The sequence below is a fragment of the Variovorax paradoxus genome, assembly GCF_029919115.1.
Taxonomy (GTDB): Bacteria; Pseudomonadota; Gammaproteobacteria; order Burkholderiales; family Burkholderiaceae_C; genus Variovorax; species Variovorax paradoxus_O.
The window spans coordinates 3,493,595-3,510,252 of the sequence record NZ_CP123990.1; the positions used below are offsets into that span (position 1 = coordinate 3,493,595).

General features: G+C 62.7%; 18 protein-coding genes and 1 pseudogene. 14 read left to right on the top strand and 5 right to left on the bottom strand.

Annotated elements, in window-relative coordinates; all coding sequences use genetic code 11:
* The first annotated feature begins 26 nt into the window (after positions 1 to 26).
* The 5 genes from QHG62_RS16915 (at position 27) to QHG62_RS16935 (ending at position 6,028) form a co-directional block, all read left to right on the top strand.
* The gene (locus QHG62_RS16915; RefSeq protein WP_281146760.1) at positions 27 to 905 is read left to right on the top strand and encodes a hypothetical protein; all 879 of its coding nucleotides are present in this window, start codon (positions 27 to 29) and stop codon (positions 903 to 905) included.
* 431 nt (positions 906 to 1,336) lie between these two features.
* Positions 1,337 to 3,973: an AAA family ATPase gene (locus tag QHG62_RS16920; RefSeq protein WP_281146761.1), complete on the top strand. Its 2,637-nt coding sequence runs from the start codon at positions 1,337 to 1,339 to the stop codon at positions 3,971 to 3,973.
* A gap of 420 nt (positions 3,974 to 4,393) precedes the next feature.
* Complete coding sequence (locus QHG62_RS16925) at positions 4,394 to 4,951, top strand: hypothetical protein (protein WP_281146762.1); 558 nt, start codon at positions 4,394 to 4,396, stop codon at positions 4,949 to 4,951.
* The gene (locus tag QHG62_RS16930; RefSeq protein ID WP_281146763.1) at positions 4,912 to 5,829 is read left to right on the top strand and encodes a hypothetical protein; all 918 of its coding nucleotides are present in this window, start codon (positions 4,912 to 4,914) and stop codon (positions 5,827 to 5,829) included. The genes QHG62_RS16925 and QHG62_RS16930 overlap by 40 nt, the downstream gene beginning before the upstream one ends.
* Before the next feature lie 25 nt (positions 5,830 to 5,854).
* The gene (locus tag QHG62_RS16935) at positions 5,855 to 6,028 is read left to right on the top strand and encodes a hypothetical protein (protein ID WP_281146764.1); all 174 of its coding nucleotides are present in this window, start codon (positions 5,855 to 5,857) and stop codon (positions 6,026 to 6,028) included.
* Between the two features lie 185 nt (positions 6,029 to 6,213).
* Here QHG62_RS16935 and QHG62_RS16940 read toward each other — a convergent pair whose 3' ends face one another.
* The gene (locus QHG62_RS16940) at positions 6,214 to 6,720 is read right to left on the bottom strand and encodes a hypothetical protein (RefSeq protein WP_281146765.1); all 507 of its coding nucleotides are present in this window, start codon (positions 6,718 to 6,720) and stop codon (positions 6,214 to 6,216) included.
* A gap of 400 nt (positions 6,721 to 7,120) precedes the next feature.
* Here QHG62_RS16940 and QHG62_RS16945 point away from each other — a divergent pair, with 400 nt between their 5' ends.
* From QHG62_RS16945 to QHG62_RS16955, 3 genes are all read left to right on the top strand, one after another.
* Positions 7,121 to 7,819 (top strand): hypothetical protein, encoded by a 699-nt coding sequence (locus QHG62_RS16945; protein ID WP_281146766.1) that lies wholly within the window; start codon positions 7,121 to 7,123, stop codon positions 7,817 to 7,819.
* Positions 7,820 to 8,122: 303 nt separating this feature from the next.
* Positions 8,123 to 8,383 (top strand): helix-turn-helix domain-containing protein, encoded by a 261-nt coding sequence (locus tag QHG62_RS16950; protein WP_281146767.1) that lies wholly within the window; start codon positions 8,123 to 8,125, stop codon positions 8,381 to 8,383.
* 58 nt (positions 8,384 to 8,441) lie between these two features.
* Positions 8,442 to 8,870 carry a hypothetical protein gene (locus QHG62_RS16955; protein ID WP_281146768.1) on the top strand — a complete coding sequence of 143 codons (429 nt, stop codon included), beginning with the start codon at positions 8,442 to 8,444 and terminating at the stop codon, positions 8,868 to 8,870.
* 32 nt (positions 8,871 to 8,902) lie between these two features.
* Here the strand turns inward: QHG62_RS16955 and QHG62_RS16960 are convergent, their stop codons facing one another.
* Positions 8,903 to 9,790: a LysR family transcriptional regulator gene (locus tag QHG62_RS16960; RefSeq protein ID WP_281146769.1), complete on the bottom strand. Its 888-nt coding sequence runs from the start codon at positions 9,788 to 9,790 to the stop codon at positions 8,903 to 8,905.
* Positions 9,791 to 9,899: 109 nt separating this feature from the next.
* On the opposite strand from QHG62_RS16960, the gene QHG62_RS16965 reads away from it, so the two are divergent.
* Together QHG62_RS16965 and QHG62_RS16970 are read left to right on the top strand one after the other, a co-directional pair.
* Complete coding sequence (locus tag QHG62_RS16965; RefSeq protein WP_281146770.1) at positions 9,900 to 10,532, top strand: FMN-dependent NADH-azoreductase; 633 nt, start codon at positions 9,900 to 9,902, stop codon at positions 10,530 to 10,532.
* Positions 10,533 to 10,586: 54 nt separating this feature from the next.
* Entirely contained in the window at positions 10,587 to 11,315 is a 729-nt protein-coding gene (locus QHG62_RS16970; RefSeq protein ID WP_281146771.1) for a glutathione S-transferase, read from the top strand.
* Between the two features lie 2 nt (positions 11,316 to 11,317).
* Here the strand turns inward: QHG62_RS16970 and rsmI are convergent, their stop codons facing one another.
* Positions 11,318 to 12,277, bottom strand: a complete 960-nt coding sequence (gene rsmI / locus QHG62_RS16975; protein WP_281146772.1) for a 16S rRNA (cytidine(1402)-2'-O)-methyltransferase — start codon at positions 12,275 to 12,277, stop codon at positions 11,318 to 11,320.
* Positions 12,278 to 12,322: 45 nt separating this feature from the next.
* Between rsmI and QHG62_RS16980 the strand changes: the two genes are divergently transcribed.
* The 3 genes from QHG62_RS16980 (at position 12,323) to QHG62_RS16990 (ending at position 14,192) form a co-directional block, all read left to right on the top strand.
* Positions 12,323 to 12,688: a YraN family protein gene (locus QHG62_RS16980; RefSeq protein WP_281146773.1), complete on the top strand. Its 366-nt coding sequence runs from the start codon at positions 12,323 to 12,325 to the stop codon at positions 12,686 to 12,688.
* A 92-nt stretch (positions 12,689 to 12,780) separates the two neighbouring features.
* The gene (locus QHG62_RS16985; protein WP_281146774.1) at positions 12,781 to 13,425 is read left to right on the top strand and encodes an SIS domain-containing protein; all 645 of its coding nucleotides are present in this window, start codon (positions 12,781 to 12,783) and stop codon (positions 13,423 to 13,425) included.
* Positions 13,422 to 14,192 (top strand): BON domain-containing protein, encoded by a 771-nt coding sequence (locus QHG62_RS16990; protein WP_281146775.1) that lies wholly within the window; start codon positions 13,422 to 13,424, stop codon positions 14,190 to 14,192. The genes QHG62_RS16985 and QHG62_RS16990 overlap by 4 nt, the downstream gene beginning before the upstream one ends.
* A gap of 55 nt (positions 14,193 to 14,247) precedes the next feature.
* Here QHG62_RS16990 and QHG62_RS16995 read toward each other — a convergent pair whose 3' ends face one another.
* Together QHG62_RS16995 and QHG62_RS17000 are read right to left on the bottom strand one after the other, a co-directional pair.
* The gene (locus QHG62_RS16995) at positions 14,248 to 15,156 is read right to left on the bottom strand and encodes an NAD(P)-dependent oxidoreductase (RefSeq protein ID WP_157616145.1); all 909 of its coding nucleotides are present in this window, start codon (positions 15,154 to 15,156) and stop codon (positions 14,248 to 14,250) included.
* A 41-nt stretch (positions 15,157 to 15,197) separates the two neighbouring features.
* Entirely contained in the window at positions 15,198 to 16,334 is a 1,137-nt protein-coding gene (locus QHG62_RS17000; RefSeq protein ID WP_281146776.1) for a PilT/PilU family type 4a pilus ATPase, read from the bottom strand.
* 87 nt (positions 16,335 to 16,421) lie between these two features.
* Here QHG62_RS17000 and QHG62_RS17005 point away from each other — a divergent pair.
* Positions 16,422 to 16,634 (top strand): annotated as a pseudogene (locus tag QHG62_RS17005) (twitching motility protein PilT); the annotation flags it as partial.
* Positions 16,635 to 16,658: the final 24 nt, after the last annotated feature.

The window sequence follows — 16,658 nt, forward strand, 5'->3', positions numbered from 1 at the left end:
GGCGGGTGGACAGAACGCGGGTGCCGGTGCCCGCATCGCTGGAAGGTCCTCACAGTCCCGCGGCGCGTGAGCGTCTTCGAGCGGCGCAGCATTTCCTGGACACCCCTAACGAAGCGTTCACTTTTAGCGTCTATAAGCGGCAGGATGTGGTCGACGCCCTGAATGCATTGTTTTTGGGTAAGTGCGCGTACTGCGAGTCGAGCATCAAGGCGGTCGAACCGACGGATATCGAGCACTTCCGTCCCAAAGGTCGCGTTGCCGAATGTCCTGGCCATCCTGGCTATTGGTGGCTTGCGGCCGCCTGGGACAATCTCTTGGCAAGTTGCATCGACTGCAATCGCCGCCGCCATCACGACGCCTGTGACGCGGGCCACGCTACCGGAGGGCAAGTGGCCAATGCCCCGGTGAATCTGGGCAAGAGCGACCTGTTCCCGATTCTGGGGCCGCAATACGCCCTGGCTGAAGGGGACGACCACGAGGCCGAAGACGCCGCGCTAATTGATCCCACGCGACGGGATCCGGGTGCCCACCTGAGTTGGCGGGAAGAAGGTGACTGGTGCCTGCTGGGGCCTCGCGTGCACGCCGGTGTTCTCGACCGCTACGGTGACCATACTGCGCGCGTGTTCGGGCTTAACCGTCAGGGACTGGTAGAAGTGCGTACCGCGCGGCTGCGGGAGATTCAGGCGCGCGTTGTGCTGATCGAGAGGCGCATCGACAGAGCCATCGCAATGCCGGAGCCGTTTTCCTCTGAGGAACTGAACGAAACCTTCGAGGAGTTCCTGTCCCTTTATGCATTCGCGGAGCCGGACCAGCCGTATTGCGCGATGGTGGACGACCTGTTGGCTCGGGAGTCACAGCGATTGACGAGCAAATACGAGGCTTTGGCTGCGCCTGCGAGGGCCTGAACACGGATTGGGAGCAACGTGGTGACGCACGAACGACAGCGGTTTGTCGGCTCGGTGCGAACGATCTCTGAATAGCCTGCGCGATGTGCAGCGACAAAAAGCTGCTGCACCTCACGGTCGTCCATCGCGTCGAGCGGTGAGGGGACGACCTTGGTCGGACTATTGCCAAATGGCAGTTATCGATCGCAGAGTGAGCATTCCGGTAGAGGTGCAAAGAGCCACGAGATCAGTAAAGACTATGGCTTCAGGTCGCGGATTGGAGTTGGTGCGTGAGGCACTCATCGGATGCTTCCCATCGGCCGAGACCGCCATCGTTCCTCGAGCGATATGGTCGCACCGATCTAAATCCACTACAGTTGGTTACCAGATCAAACCTAGGATCACATTCCGGTCCCAGCTTCTTTGGTGTGACCGCTGAAAGGAAATCGCTGATGACGATCCTGCAGGAAATCCATGCTTGGTCCAAGGGCCTTCCGGCCTGGCAACAAGATGCCATCGCCAGGCTCTACGCCGACCGGATGCTCGGCGCGGTCGACATAGACGACCTCTATGCCCTGGCGAAGACTGAGGTCGGTATCCCAGATCCGGGAGGGCGCACACCAAAAAAACTCGAGGATGCCCAAGTGGCGCCGCTGGCGAATCCGGCTCGCGTCGTCTTGCTAACGGCCATCAGAGAGTTGGCGAACGTCAATGCATTGGCAAACGGTGCGCGCCTGCCCATCGCGCGGGTCGGCGTAACGACCATCTACGGTGAGAACGGTGTTGGGAAGTCAGGCTACTCGCGCGTGTTCAAGAAGGCCTGCCGAGCGCGCGATCGACGCGAACCCATCCTGCCCAACGCGAACCTGGAGCCCGGGAAGAGCGGACCGGCTCAGGCGACGTTCGAGGCGGAGATAGACGGCGTTGCAACCGATCTGCCTTGGAAAGACGGCACCGAGCCCCCCGAACCGCTATCGGACATCGCCATCTTCGATTCGCACTGCGCTCGTGCTTATATCGACAATCAGGGCGACTTCGCTTACGCCCCGTATGGCTTGGACATCTTGGAGGGATTGGCCGGCGCTTGCAACAAGCTCAAGACTCGCGCTACGGCAGAGAAGGTTGCGAACACCCCAAGCAATGCTGCCTATGCGGTTCTCGCCGGGGAGCAAACGGAGGTCGCCAAGAAATTGCTTGGCATCCCGGCCAAGACCAAGGCCGAGGACATCGAGACGCTGGCCACGCTCAGTGAGGCTGAGGTGGCGCGGCTCGCCCTGCTGAACGAGACCTTGGCCGAAGTCGATCCGAAGCAGAAGGTCTTGGCCCTACGCCAGAAGGCCACCCGCTTGACCTCGTTGAAGGACCGGATCGCAGCGGCGGTCGGCGTCTTGAACGAAGAGAAGGTCGGTTCGCTTCAAGCGCTGATCGACAAGTCGAATGCTGCCAAGGGAGCAGCGGAAGTAGCGGCACGCGAGTTCAAGACGACGCCTGGCCAGTTGGCCGGCACGGGCGGCGAAGAGTGGAAGGCCCTCTTTGAGGCCGCACGAGCTTTTGCCGAGCTCAGCCACGCAGGCCACGAGTTCCCTGGTCTTCCCGCCGACGCAGTCTGTCCCCTCTGTCAGAACGCCCTCGGACAGGATGGGGCGGCGCGGCTGCTGCGATTCGACGCTTTCGTCAAGGCGGCTGCAGAGGAGGCGGCAAAGGATGCACGCGAGGCCGCTGCTGTCCCCTTTAGAGTCATTCAGCAGGCGAACGTGGACCTGATGTTCAGCGATGCTCTGGTTGAGGAAGTGACCGAACTCGCGCCAGAAGTCGCAGCGGCCTGCGCAGCCCTTCAGGAGGGCCTCAAGGCCCGCCAGTCGGGCGTGCTTCAGGCGGCTGCGGGCAAACTACCCTGGGATGCGCTCCCTAAACTTTCCACCGACCCACAACCCGAACTAGCCGAAATCATCAACCGTCTGCTGGAACAGGCCAAGGCACTTGATGCCACTGCCGACGAGAAGCTAAAGGCGGCTATGGTTTCAGAGCGGATGGAACTCGACGCGCGTCGCAGGTTGGCTGAAGTCAAGGCCGCTGTGCTCGAGGCGATGACTAAGCACGAACTCTGTCGCAAGCTGCAGGTCTGCATCGATGGCATGGAAACTCGGGGCATCTCCCGGAAGTCGACGGATCTCTCTCGAACGACGGCCAGTCAGGAGCTGGCCGATGCCCTAAATGCCGAACTCAAGCTACTTAAGGTCCATCACCTCAGCGCCGTGATGAAGCCTGAGTCGCCAGGCGGCAAAACGCAGTTCAAGCTCACCCTGCAGTTGCCCGGCGGTGGTACGCCGGCGGCCATCCTCAGTGAAGGAGAGCAGCGAGCTATTGCCATCGCGTCATTCATGGCAGAGATCCGCCTCGGCAAGGGGCGCGGCGGCATTGTGCTCGATGACCCCGTCTCGTCGTTGGACCATCGGCGCCGCTGGGAGGTCGCCGAGCGGCTGGCGAGCGAATCGCTGACCCGGCAGGTTATCGTATTTACGCACGACATCTACTTCCTCCTTATTCTGGAGCAGAAGGCTGAGGAGGTCGGCGCAACACTGACCAAAAACTACATCCGCAAAACCGCTGACGGCTACGGCGTCCATTCCGAGGACCTGCCCTTCGACGTCCTTGGAACGAAGGATCGTTTGGGCCGCCTTAGGCAGATGCTCATCGCTGTCCGCAAGGCGGCGAAGGACGGCGACGAAGATCTGCAGCGCGTCCTGACAACCAAGTGTTACGGCCACCTCCGCCTCGCATGGGAACGCTGCATCGAGGAGGTCTTGCTCAACGGTGCCGTACAGCGCTTTGGTGAGGGCGTGTCTACCCAGCGCCTCAAAGGGGTGACGGTAACGGACGATGACTATCGCGAGATCGACTCCGGCATGACCAAGTCTTCGAAGTTCGAACACGACGCTGCAGCGGCGATTGGCAGGCTACCGATACCAGAGCCAGACGAACTCAGTGACGACATCGAGCGATTGGCCAAGTGGCGCGAGACGCTCAATAAGCGAGTGGAAGCGATTGCCAAAGGCATGGCTAGTAGGTCAGCCCTCTTCGCCACTTGATTTCCCTTCTGGTCAGTTACGGAGGTATCGCTGATGGAGAAAGGCAGTACGCCACGGCTTGTGCACGGACTCGATCCAGACGACACAAGCCGTCCTCCGGTCGCCAGACTGAACTCTGGAGGGTTGCCAATCGACGCAGGCCAAACCCACAAAGTCTGGCGCGGTCAAGTGCAAGTGGATGGCTGTCTTGAGCCGTGCATACCCGTTGCAATCAAGTGGATGCCCGGGCAAGCAAAATTGCCGATCGAGCTTGCGTGCTCCTTGGCTGCCGCTGAACTGAGCTTGCCGGTGCCTCGTGGAGTAGTTGTACTTGCAATGCGCGACCAACTGCCAGGACTCCCAGCAACTGCACGCCCTTTGCCTGGAACGAGCGACTACTTATGCTTCGGCAGCCTCTATCAATGGCCGGACGACAGCACTATGCGATTCCTTGACGACGAGGCCGTCGCGGAATACACATGGCGAAAGCTGTGTGATCTGCCCGTAGCTTCGCAAGGGGCCGCTTGGGATGAACTCGCAGCGAATCATGACAGGCATGTGAAGAACTTGATCTACACAGGTACTGACCGGCGCGAGTACATGTTCATCGATCATGAACTGGCATTGGAGCCCATCGCGACTGCAATGCGCAACTGGGCCGCTCAGCGGGCGCGACAAAGCATTCTGGACCATCGAGCCAGAGTGAATCAAGTGGCTGCACAGTTGACAAAGCGGCGTCCGAACGACCACGACATGCTGGCGCAACCTGCCCGGTTGTCGCGTGCCCAGCGGCGAGTTGAGCTTCTGGCTGACAAGGTGCGCCAGTGGTCTACCGGCCATTCTCAGATCGATCCTATCTGGCCGCTCGTTGAAGTAGTATTGCGCGGCATAGCCACTCGACTTCCCGCCCTCGACCTCATGATGCATGAACGACTTCGAGTACCGAGCGCGAAAGACTTATGGAACTCCTCGTCCAACCCAAAGAATCCAGCCGGCTGATCGGCGTTACACCGCCGTTTGTTGCGAGGTATAGGGCTGTGCTGTGGGAGCCAATATTCGGCACCGGGGAGCGTCTTGTTGCGCTTGTAGCCATTGAGCCGCACGAAGCGACAGGCCAGGCCGTCTCACCTGCTACCTACCCTGTCATTGCCGCGCCACGGCTACGCCGACTCCTCGGACGCGAGCGCGGCAATGCGTCGGCCAACACTCTGCGGGAATGTGCGCAGTTCATGACGCAGCGGCAGCAGGCAGGCTTACCTCTTGACGAATTGCGACCGCTGTTTCGCGGCTTCGAGCCCGGTCCAGTGATGGTAGCCAGGGCTTGGGGAATCGAGCAGTTGCTTGATGCTGCAGTTCGCAGCGTTAGTGCATTCGGATCGGCGGAGGAAATGATAGAGGAAGAGGAATCCCGACAGAGTCCAAGACACACAGTCCGCACCGGTGAGTTCTTGACTCAACTGCGTCGAATTTTCATTGGCCACGCTAAGGAACTCGCTTCACGATTCGATGTTCCTTTGAATGGACTCGGCGATGTTCCAGATGTAGTCGTGGACTATGCGGACGGCCCTCTAGTCGTTCAAGTAACGAGCCTGCCAAGCACTGAACGGCAGGCCGAGCATACGGAACGCGAGGCAGAGGCCAAGCTGTTCCAACTCGGCGTCGCACGTAAGCAGATGTCGGGCAATGCGTTCACTCCTACCCTACTGTTCAATACCGATGCGCTAGCTGAAAGTGCGGGAAGTGAGGCACATAAGCACGCGGAGGCAACATATGCCCGTTTGGTCCGATTTGCGAAATTCGAGGGTGTCCGCATTCTTGAGGCACCCAGTCCGAGTATTGCCGCGCGCTTACTCGACACTCAGCACGACTACGGTTGATCGTCTGTTCGCACAGAGGCCTGACATGTCGGGTTTCAACTTCGTGACCGAATGGCCAGCCAGTGCCCATTACACCGTGCTCGGCCTGCGAATGACTTCATTGCACAAAGGTGTCGCTCGACCGCCGGTCTCCTATTCGCCATCGCTGCTGCGTGCCTCGTGCAACATCGTCAGCAAGCGCAAACGGCCTGACTTGTGATCATGCTGGATCTATATCTTTGTCGCCGAATGACCGCAAGTACGCCTAGACCGGGCATTCGGTCGGTCAGTGTCAAGGCCTACAACGCTGCTGCGAAGCAGACATACGCGACGGTTGGATGAATGATCGCAAAAGGTCCCTCACAGCCTTAGGTTTCAGCGTTCTCGCTATCCCACGGAAGCCGTTCAATGCTCTTGCGTGTCTGTTGAACGAACATTTAGAGGCCAACGCCACTCCTTCGGGTCCGTGCTGAAAGATTCCTGCTCAAGACGTCGAAGCTCTGCGAAGCCGGACGACCGCGCCTTGATCTCGGTCCAAGCGCGCACGAACGCAGGTAGTTCCAGGTTTGACTTCATCCCCTCCGACCAACTGCGCCAAACTTCCGGGGTAATGCGTCCACGAGCGCGGAGCGAGATCTGTTCGTTGGTCAGGTCCACGTAACGATAAAGCTCGTCGAATGCATCCTCGTATTCTGTATCGGCTAGAACCTCGCCCATCAAAGCCTTCTTCGACAGTTGTCCCGCCAGTTCGCGGTACTCCTTCGCCAAGGCATCTTCAAAGGAAAGTTGTGCGAGCTCGCGGCTCGTCTTGAGCTGGTGCCTCGCATACCAGACGCCAACCGCTGCCACACAGGCTGCGACTGCCGATATGACGCTGCCGACTGCGCTAACGATATCGGTGGTATCAGACATGGAGTCCTTGAACTTAAACGACTAAATTCCGCAGCCGCCGAAGTCGTGCCAGTGGAATGACGAGTTGCGGCCGACTGTAGCCGAAGGCCGGCCGGCGGTGCGGGGCCCAAAAGAATCAGCCGAGGTGATAGGCCGCTTGCCCGAAACCGGACCTTTGGACGGAGCTGAAGCGACTGGCCACCGCGCCGCTTTGGGCTTGGCGCTGCTATTCGCCGGCGTGTGAGCCGACATCTGACACAAGACGAAGGCTGGCGGCCGGCACTTGCGTCTCTCTAAGGGCATGAAGAAACCCGCAACTATGCGCGGTGGCCTCTCGCCCTGTGTAGAGAGCTATTTTCACGGATCGGAAATGCGCTGTGACAACCAGCCTACACTCGCCAGCACCGCTAGGGAGAAGCAAATGGCAATGTCCGATGCTCGGCGAATTTCGGAAGCCGTAGGTAGCTGGCTTCATCTTGAGTTTGCCTGCTATCGCGGAGGACTCTTTTCGGAAGCGGCGTTAAAGGCCGCGGTGGGGAGCGTTCTAAGCTCATTTCCGATTGAGGTCCATGGGGCGAGGGCCCACGCTGAAGTGAGGCACGACGCGCTCGGAACCAAGCGTCGACTGGACTATGCACTGTGTTTACGGAAAGATAACGAGATAGTTCAATCTGTCCAAGTCGCTGTTGAGTCGAAGTGGGCCGGATCCTCCTACTGCAAGACGGAAAACATTGCCCAAGATTTCATGCGACTGATGCTGGTAAAGCGCGCGAATCCGTCAGCAAAATGCGTTTTTTTACTCGCGGGCTCTGCAACGAATCTTGCGTCAGTGCTTTCCTTGCCGCCGTTCACGACAAATGCAAAAAGCAATGTTGGGCTAAGAGCGAGCCAGACCCAGACTCGTATCACTTTCGATCGTAGTCGGCCGACCCACATCGCAGCCTTTACTAAAGCAATCCAAGATTGGCATCCCAAAGTCGCGATTCCTGCAGGTTTTTTAGCGAAGAGCTACGGATTGCACCCGCAACAAACAGTGGTGAGAACAGTCAGGTTTCAAGCGATCGCGTGGGAGGTGATTAGTGTGGCAACCACAAACCTTGACAATGCAAGCTCCTGGTGAATGTCCTTGGAACCCGACCCGTGCTTCTTCATTCGCGCTTGACAGTCGTCTCTTGAAATAGGTCCACTGCTGGGTGGATGTCTACGAAGCAGACAGCTGCGACCAGTCGCTCTTGGCCGAAGGCTGAGGTGGCCTCGGTCGGCGACAGTCCGCTTCCACTGCATACGAGTCACTACTCCACTGTGGCCTCAGCAGAGGAAACGAGGTATCGGAACTTCTTCCGGATATCGCCATACTGCTCGCGGGACCGCATCTCGAAAAGTCGCGTTACGACTATTCCTGAATGGGCCAGACCATGAGCGCATGGCCGTTTCTCTTTATCACGCTGAATACGAGGCGCTGCGCAATCTCATGCGTAGCCTTCGGGTGACGGCCGGACTGACGCAGGCGCAGATGGCCGAAGCCTTGGGGGTGGGCCAGTCCTACGTCTCTAAGCTTGAACGTGGCGAGAACTTCGTTGACGTGCTGCTGTTTGCCCGGTGGTGTTCGGTTTGCGGGGTCAAGCCAGACATCGGGTCGGAAGGAGAACAAGCTATTGAGGGCCGTTCCCATGAAACGGAATGAAGGCAGACTCAAGCCTCTCTCTTGCCTCTCTCCAGATACGCCTTTCAACAGAGCTTTGATGGCGTGCAAGACCTTGGATGACCATCGTGCCTCCAGTGAAATTCGCGCGAGGCAGAGCGGCGTCGAGGAGACTCGGCGCGCAGAATTTCCGCGTCTAACGGTGTGGACGCTCGGCTCCGGGCTTTGGTCTCTGCGGGTCCCAAAAGAAAGCACCGCAACCGCCTCGAGCCGCACGCTCAAGTTGATGGCGATTGGCGGCAAACTGATCCGCCGCAGCTTGACGGGTGCCGAGGACGCGGAGCCACTGATCTCCGCATTCGCGCAGGGAGTGGTGCTGGGGTTCTACCGGCTTGCACGGAGCGACATTCCCAGCGAGTTGGAGGGCGTGGGTTTCTGGCGGCATTGCGAGTTGGCCATCGTCCACCAAGCTGGCGTGGCCGGCGGCCGGCGGATTCGCGCGCAGGATGATCGAAACCCGAGCCGGTAAGTTGTCAGCAGTGCAGCGCCGCTCGCCCGGCGCTATACCCCGGTCGCTCCCGCACGCGACCCCCTCCACCGAAAGCAGGCCTCCCGCACCTCGTCAACCAGCGCCGACAGTGCCTCAGGCGCGGCGCCGCTCCCACCGCGCTGAATCACAAACCGCGCTGGCGGCAGCGCCGGCAAAAAGCTCCCCGCCGCAATGGCCTTCAGCCCCGGCGACATGCCCGAGGGCGTCAGCGCGGTAATGGCCAGCCCAGTAGCGGCCGCTGCCGTCAACGCGCTCGAGCCCTGAGCGGTCAGCACGATCTGCCAATTGGCCGCGCCATGGCCCGCCAGCGATGCCAGCGCGGCTTCGCGAAAAGGGCAGGGCTCCGAAAGAAAGGCGAGCGGAATCGGCCCCTCGGGGTCGAGCAGCGACTTTTCTGAAAACGCCCAGACGAGCGGTTCCATCCACAGGGTTTCGGTGTCGCTGCCGGCATCGCACACGGTGCCGACCATCAGGTCGAGCGAGCATTCGCGCACCTGCCTGGCAAGCACGGTGCTGATGCCGCAGGTCACTTCCACATGCACGCCCGGCCTGCGGCTGCGAAAGCTCGCCAGCGCGGCAAACAGCCATTCGCTCGGAAACCCTTCAGAACAGCCTAGGCGCAGCGTGGTCGGCGCATGCCGCGGCGCCGCAAGCCTGGAGACGGCCTGCTGCTGCAGGCTGAGAATGCTCCTGGCATAACTCAGCAGCACGCTGCCTTGCGCGGTGAGCTGCAGCGAGCGGGTGGTGCGCTCGAACACGCGGCAACCCAGCTGCTCTTCCAGCCGCTTGATCTGCGCGCTCACGGCCGATTGGGTCAGGTGCATGGCGTCGGCCGCGCGGGTCACGCTGGCGTGGTCGGCAACCGAGACAAAGGCACGCAGCAGTTGGGAGTCGAGCATGGCGGTTCAGTGCGAATGGTTCTGAATGTCTGCAAATTATGTTGCTTGTGTGCTTTGTGCGGCGTGCCTAGCCTCGGCTCACCGCAACCACTCACACTGCACACACGCCATGAAAGAACTGCTGTACATCGAAACGTCGCCAAGAAAAACGCGCTCCGCCAGCATCGAGGTGGCCGGCGCGTTCATCGACGAGGTGCGGCGCATGCACCCGCAATGCCGCCTGACCACGCTGAACCCCTGGACGATGGATTTGCCCGAGCTGTCGCAAGACATGCTCGACGCCAAGTACGCCGGCATCAACGGCGTGCCGCTCACCGCCGCGCAGCAAACGGCGTGGGACGAAGTGCGGCGCATTGCCGCGCCCTTTCACACGGCAGACCACATCGTGCTTGCGGTGCCGCTCTGGAACTTTGGCATTCCCTACAAGCTCAAGCAGCTGATCGACGTGGTCTCGCACAAAGACGTGCTTTTTCGCTTCGACGCATCGGGCCTCTCGGGCATGCTGCAGACGCGCATGGCAACGGTGGTCTGCGCGCGGGGGCTCGACTATCCGCTGGGCAACGATGGCTCCGCGCACAAACTCGACTTTCAGCTGCCCTACATCGAAACGTGGCTGCGCTTTATCGGCGTGCGCGAGGTGCGTTCGGTCATCGTCGAAAAAACGCTGATGGGGCCAGAGGTCGATGCCGATGCAAGAGCCTCCGCAAAGCGCAGGGCCACAGAGCTTGCCAAGGGGCTCTAAGGGTCTGAACGCCGGGCGGTTGCAGGGCCGCGCAGACTTTGACACCATGGCCGCATGACCTACCAACTTCACTACTGGCCCACCATCCAGGGCCGAGGCGAATTCGTGCGGCTCGCGCTTGAGGCGGCCGGTGCCGACTACGTGGACGTGGCGCGGCTGCCTGAGTCGAAGGGCGGCGGTGAATCTGCATTGGGCGGCCGGCTCGATGACCCGGAGATCGTGCGCCCGGCCTTCGCGCCGCCGTTCCTCATCGACGGCGACATCGTCGTCGGGCAGACCGCGGCCATCCTGCTGTACCTTGGGCCAAGGCTGGGGCTCGCGGGCGTGGGCGAATCGGACGGGCTGTGGACGCACCAGCTGCAGCTCACCATTGCCGACGTGGTGGCCGAGGCGCACGACACGCACCACCCCATATCCACCGGCGCCTACTACGAAGACCAGCGCGACGCGGCCATGCAGCGGGCGCGGGCCTTTCGCGAAGAGCGCATTCCAAAGTTTTTGAACTGGTTCGAGCGGGTGCTGCAGCGCAACCCCGCAGGGCCGGCGCACCTTGTGGGCGATGTGCTCACCTACGCCGACCTGTCGCTGTTCCAGCTGGTGGATGGGCTGCGCTATGCGTTCCCCAAGGCCGCTGCAAGGGCGCTGGCCGACACGCCCCGGGTCGAAAAGCTGCACGACAACGTCAAGCGCCGCCAGCGCGTGCACGACTACCTGCAAAGCCCGCGCCGCATCGCGTTCAATGAAGACGGGATCTTCAGGCGCTATGCGGAGCTGGATGGTTGAAGTTATTCGGCGTCGTCCGCCGAGCCGCCATCGTTGCGAATGCGCAGCGCCGTTTCATACAGCGCATTGCGCGGCGCGCCGCTGATTTCCGCCGCCAGGCGCACGGCGGTTTTCACCGGCAGCTCGGCCAGCAATAGCCGCAGCACGCGTTCTCCCTCGGCGCCGTCGTCGCCGGCCACTGCCACGGGGTGCAGCACCAGCGCGAATTCGCCGCGCGTGCGGTCGCGGCCGGCCGCAAACCAGTCGGGCAGGGTGCTGGCGGGCACGGTCGCAATTTCTTCGAATTGCTTGGTGAGCTCGCGCCCGACGGTAATGGGCCGCTCGCCCAGCACCGCGAGTGCGCGGGCCAAAGCCTCGATGCGGTGCGGGGCCTCCAGCAGCACCACGGCGCGGGGCTCTTGCGCAAGCGCCTGCACGGCGGTGTCGCGCTCGCCCGCCTTGCTCGGGAGAAAGCCCGCAAAAACGAAGGCGCTGCTGGCGTTGCCGTCGCTGCCGTCGGCCACCAGCCCGGCCGCACCGATGAGCGTGGTCACGCTGCTGGCACCCGGCAGGGGCAGCACGCGCTGGCCGGCCGCGCGCACGGCAGCCACCAGCCGCGCGCCGGGGTCGCTTACGCCGGGCGTGCCGGCGTCGCTTACGTAGGCAATGCGCTCACCCTGGGCAAGCCGTGCGGCCACGGCCTGCGCGGCCTCGGCCTCGTTGTGCTGGTGCACGGCCAGCAGCTGGGCGTTGGGACGGTCGATGCCGTAGGCGCGCAGCAGGCTTTGGGTGTGGCGCGTGTCCTCGCAGGCCACGGCGTCGACAAGCTGCAGCACATGCAGCGCCCGCAGGGTGATGTCGGCCAGGTTGCCGATGGGCGTGGCCACCACGTAGAGCGTGCCCTGCGGATAATGCTGCGCACCCGAGGCATCGCGCGCTGCCGCAAGAGCGGCGCCGAAGGTGGCGGGAGCGAGTGAAGCCAATGGATTTCTCCGAAGAAACAAAAAGAAAGCCGGCAGGGAGCAAGCATGAAAACCATCACGACGAAGCATCGGGGCGATGCGGCGGAAGACGCCGCGCTCGACCATCTTCAAAATGCCGGCCTCGCGCTGGTTGGCCGCAATTATCGAACGCCCGGGCGCGGGGGCGGCGAGATCGACCTGATCATGCGCGATGCGCGCGACCAGACGCTGGTGTTCGTCGAGGTTCGCCAGCGCAGCACGGCCTCGCATGGCGGTGCCGGCGGCAGCATCACGGGCGTGAAGCAGCGGCGCATCATTTTTGCCGCGCGGCACTACCTGAACGGGCTGCGCACGCTGCCGCCGTGCCGCTTCGACGTGGTGCTGGTCGAAGAGCGCATTACCTGGCTGCAGGGGGCGTTCGACGCGGGCTAGCGTCTTTGGCGGCGGCGCGGGAACTCGGCGCGCGCTGGAGGCTCCACACCGCAAACGTCTTGTTTCATTGCCCCCCGGTATCATCCCGCCCCATGCTCGAGCAACGGATTCAGCAACATTTCATCGATAGCGCCGACCTTAAATACCAGGCCGGCCCAGTCCTCAGCAAACCCATATCGCAAGCCATGCAGGCCATCCTGGCGTGCGTGACGAGCGGCGGCAAGGTGCTGGCCTGCGGTGCGGGCGTGTCGGGCCTGCTTGCGGCCCAGTTCGCGGCGCAGTTTGTGGGCCGCTTCGAACGCGAGCGGCCCGAGCTGGGCGCCATTGCGCTGCCCGGCGACAGCACCGACCCCATGGCCGACAGTGCCAACGCAATAGACGCCGACCGTTTTGCCCGCCAGGTGCGCGCGCTCGGCCAGGCCGGCGACGTGCTGCTTGCCATCAGCGCCAGCGGGCACTCGGCCGCGGTTCTGGCCGCGGTGCTGGCTGCGCATGAGCGCGACATGACGGTGGTGGCCCTGCTCGGCAATGCCAGCATCGGCCAGCCGGCGGCGCCCGCTGCGGGCAGCACCGGCACCGGCGGCGCCATCGGCCGCGCGCTGCGCGAAACTGATGTTCAGATTGGTGTGTCGCACGAGCGTGCGGCACGCATCCACGAAGTCCACCTGCTCGCACTGCATTGCCTGTGCGACGGCGTGGATGCCCAGCTACTCGGAGAACAGGAAGCTTCCACATGACGACGACACCATTCCAACGCCTCGCCATTGCATTCGCCTCGGGAGCCGTGCTGGTTGCCGGGCTTTCCGGCTGCGTGCCGCTTGTGGTGGGCGGCGCGGCCGCAATGGGCGTGGGCATGGTGGCGACCGACCGCCGCAGCTCCGGCGCCCAGCTGGACGACCAGGGCATCGAGCTGCGCGCGGCCGCCCGCGTGCGCGAGATTGCCAACGACAACATGTACGTGAGCGTGACCAGCTACAACCGCCAGGTGCTGCTGACCGGCGCCGTGGGCAACGAGGCCGACCGCCGCCGCGTCGAAGAGGTGGTGCAGCGCGTGGACAACGTGCGCACGGTGGTCAACGAGCTCACCATCGGCCAGCCCAGCACCTTCCAGGACCGCTCGAACGACGTGTTCATCAGCGGCAAGGTCAAGGCCTCGCTGCTCGACGCCAAGGACATCTTCGCCAATTCGTTCAAGGTGGTAACCGAACGCGGCGTGGTCTACCTGATGGGCATCGCCACCCGCCGCGAGACCGACCGCGCGACCGAAATCACCCGCGGCATTGCCGGTGTGCAAAAGGTGGTGCGCGTGGTCGAGATCGTGAGCGAGGCCGAGCTGGCCAGCCAGGCCCAGCGCGGCGGTACGGGCGCTGCCCCTGCGCCGGCACCTAGCTCGGTGGCTCCGGCGCCTTCTTCGTCATCGTCGTCGCGCGTGCCGCTGCCGCCGATGGAGCCGCTGCCGCCGGCCGGCCAGCCGGGCGCCGCAACCACTACGCCCGTGCGCTGATCTCTGGCGAGCGCCAGGCCAGGCAAAACAAAAAGCCCGCTTGCGCGGGCTTTTTTCATTTGAGCCGGATGATCAGGCTCGACGTGTCCCAGCGGCTGCCGCCGGCCTGCTGCACGTCGGCATAGAACTGGTCGACCAGCGCGGTCACCGGCACGCGCGAGCCGTTGCGCTTGGCCTCGTCGAGCACCAGGCCCAGGTCCTTGCGCATCCAGTCGACGGCAAAGCCATAGTCGAACTTGCCTTCGATCATGGTCTTGCCGCGGTTGTCCATTTGCCAGCTTTGCGCGGCGCCCTTGCCAATCACTTCGAGCACGGCTTTCATGTCGAGGCCGGCGCGCTGGCCGAATGCAATCGCTTCGGAGAGGCCCTGCACCAGGCCGGCAATGGCAATCTGGTTGACCATTTTGGCGAGCTGGCCCGCACCGCTGGCGCCCAGCAACGTAACGGCGCGCGCAAAGGCGTTGATGACTGGCTTGACGCGCTCGAAGCTGGCCTTGTCGCCGCCGCACATCACGGTGAGCGCGCCGTTCTGCGCGCCGGCCTGGCCGCCGGAAACCGGTGCGTCGATGAAGTGCAGGCCCAGTGCCTGTGCCGCGCTCGAAAGCTCGCGCGCCACGTCGGCCGAAGCGGTGGTGTGGTCGACGAACACGGCGCCTTTTTTCATGCTTGCGAAGGCGCCGTTGGGGCCCAGCACCACGGAGCGCAGGTCGTCGTCGTTGCCCACGCAGCTGAACACGATGTCGGCGCCGGCGGCGGCATCGCGCGGCGTGGCTGCGTAGCGGCCCGGCGGGCCGAATTCGGCAACCCAAGCCTCGGCCTTGGCCGGTGTGCGGTTGTAGACCGTGACGTTGTGGCCGGCCTTGGCCAGGTGGCCGGCCATCGGCCCGCCCATGACGCCAAGGCCCAGAAAGGCCACCGTCTGCGCAGGGGTGGATTCGTAGGTTCGGGTGTTGATGCTGCTCATGGGCAAGAGCTTAAGCCCAACCCCGCACCCGAGTCACGCGGCTAAACAATCGCGAAATGCTCCGTGCCGGCCGAAAGGTCGGTGCTGCGCGCGCGCTGGCTGTTGAGCTTGATCTGCAGCCGCAGGTCGTTGGCCGAGTCGGCGTTGCGAATGGCGTCTTCGAAGGTGATCGAGTGGCTTTCGAACAGGTCGAACAGCGCTTGGTCGAAGGTCTGCATGCCGAGGTTCCGGCTCTTCCTCATGATTTCCTTGATCTCGCCCACTTCGCCCTTGAAGATCAGGTCGGAGATGAGCGGCGTGTTCAGCAGCACTTCGACTGCGGCAACGCGGCCCAAGCCGTCTTCGGTAGGAATCAGGCGCTGCGAAACCAGCGAACGCAGGTTCAGCGACAAGTCCATCAGCAGCTGCGCGCGGCGTTCTTCGGGAAAGAAGTTGATGATCCGGTCCAGCGCCTGGTTGGCGCTGTTGGCGTGCAGCGTGGCCATGCAAAGGTGGCCGGTTTCGGCAAAAGCCACCGCGTGTTCCATGGTTTCGCGGTCGCGAATTTCGCCCATCAAGATCACGTCGGGCGCTTGGCGCAGCGTGTTCTTGAGCGCGGCTTCCCAGCTGTCGGTGTCAATGCCTACTTCGCGCTGGGTTACCACGCAGTTCTTGTGCGGGTGCACAAACTCCACCGGGTCTTCCACCGTGACGATGTGGCCGTAGGAGTTTTCGTTGCGCCAGTCGATCATGGCCGCAAGCGTGGTCGACTTGCCCGAGCCCGTGGCGCCCACCATGATGGTGAGGCCGCGCTTGGTCATCGACACGTCCTTCAGCACCTGCGGCATGCCCAGGCCGTCGATGGTCGGCAGCTTGGCCGGAATGGTCCGCAGCACCATGCCCACCTTGCCCTGCTGCACGAAAGCGTTCACGCGGAACCGGCCAATGCCGGTGGGCGAGATCGCAAAGTTGCACTCCTTGGTGCGCTCGAACTCAGCCGTTTGCCGGTCGTTCATGACCGAGCGCGTGAGCGCCAGCGTGTGCTGCGCGCCCAGCGCCTGCTGCGACACCTTGGTGACCTTGCCGTCTACCTTGATGGCGGGCGGAAAGTCCGCCGTAATGAACAAGTCGCTGCCGTTGCGGCTCACCATGAGCTTGAGCAGGTCGTTGATGAACTGGCTGGCTTGATCGCGTTCCATGATGTCGGTGCTCCGAAGGGCTGTGGATCAGCCGGGGAAATTCTCGGGGATCTTGGCCTTGCCGCGTGCTTCCGCAGCCGAAATGGCATTGCGGCGCACGAGATCATGCTGGGCACGCCCGCCATCCGCAATTTGATTCGCGAGGCCAAGGTGGCGCAGATGTATTCGGCCATCCAGACCGGCCAGGGCTCGGGCATGCAGACGCTGGACCAGAACCTGACCGACCTCGTGCGCCGCAATGCCATTTCGGCTGCGGAAGCACGCGGCAAGGCCAAGATCCCCGAGAATTTCCCCGGCTGATCCACAGCCCTTCGGAGCACCGAC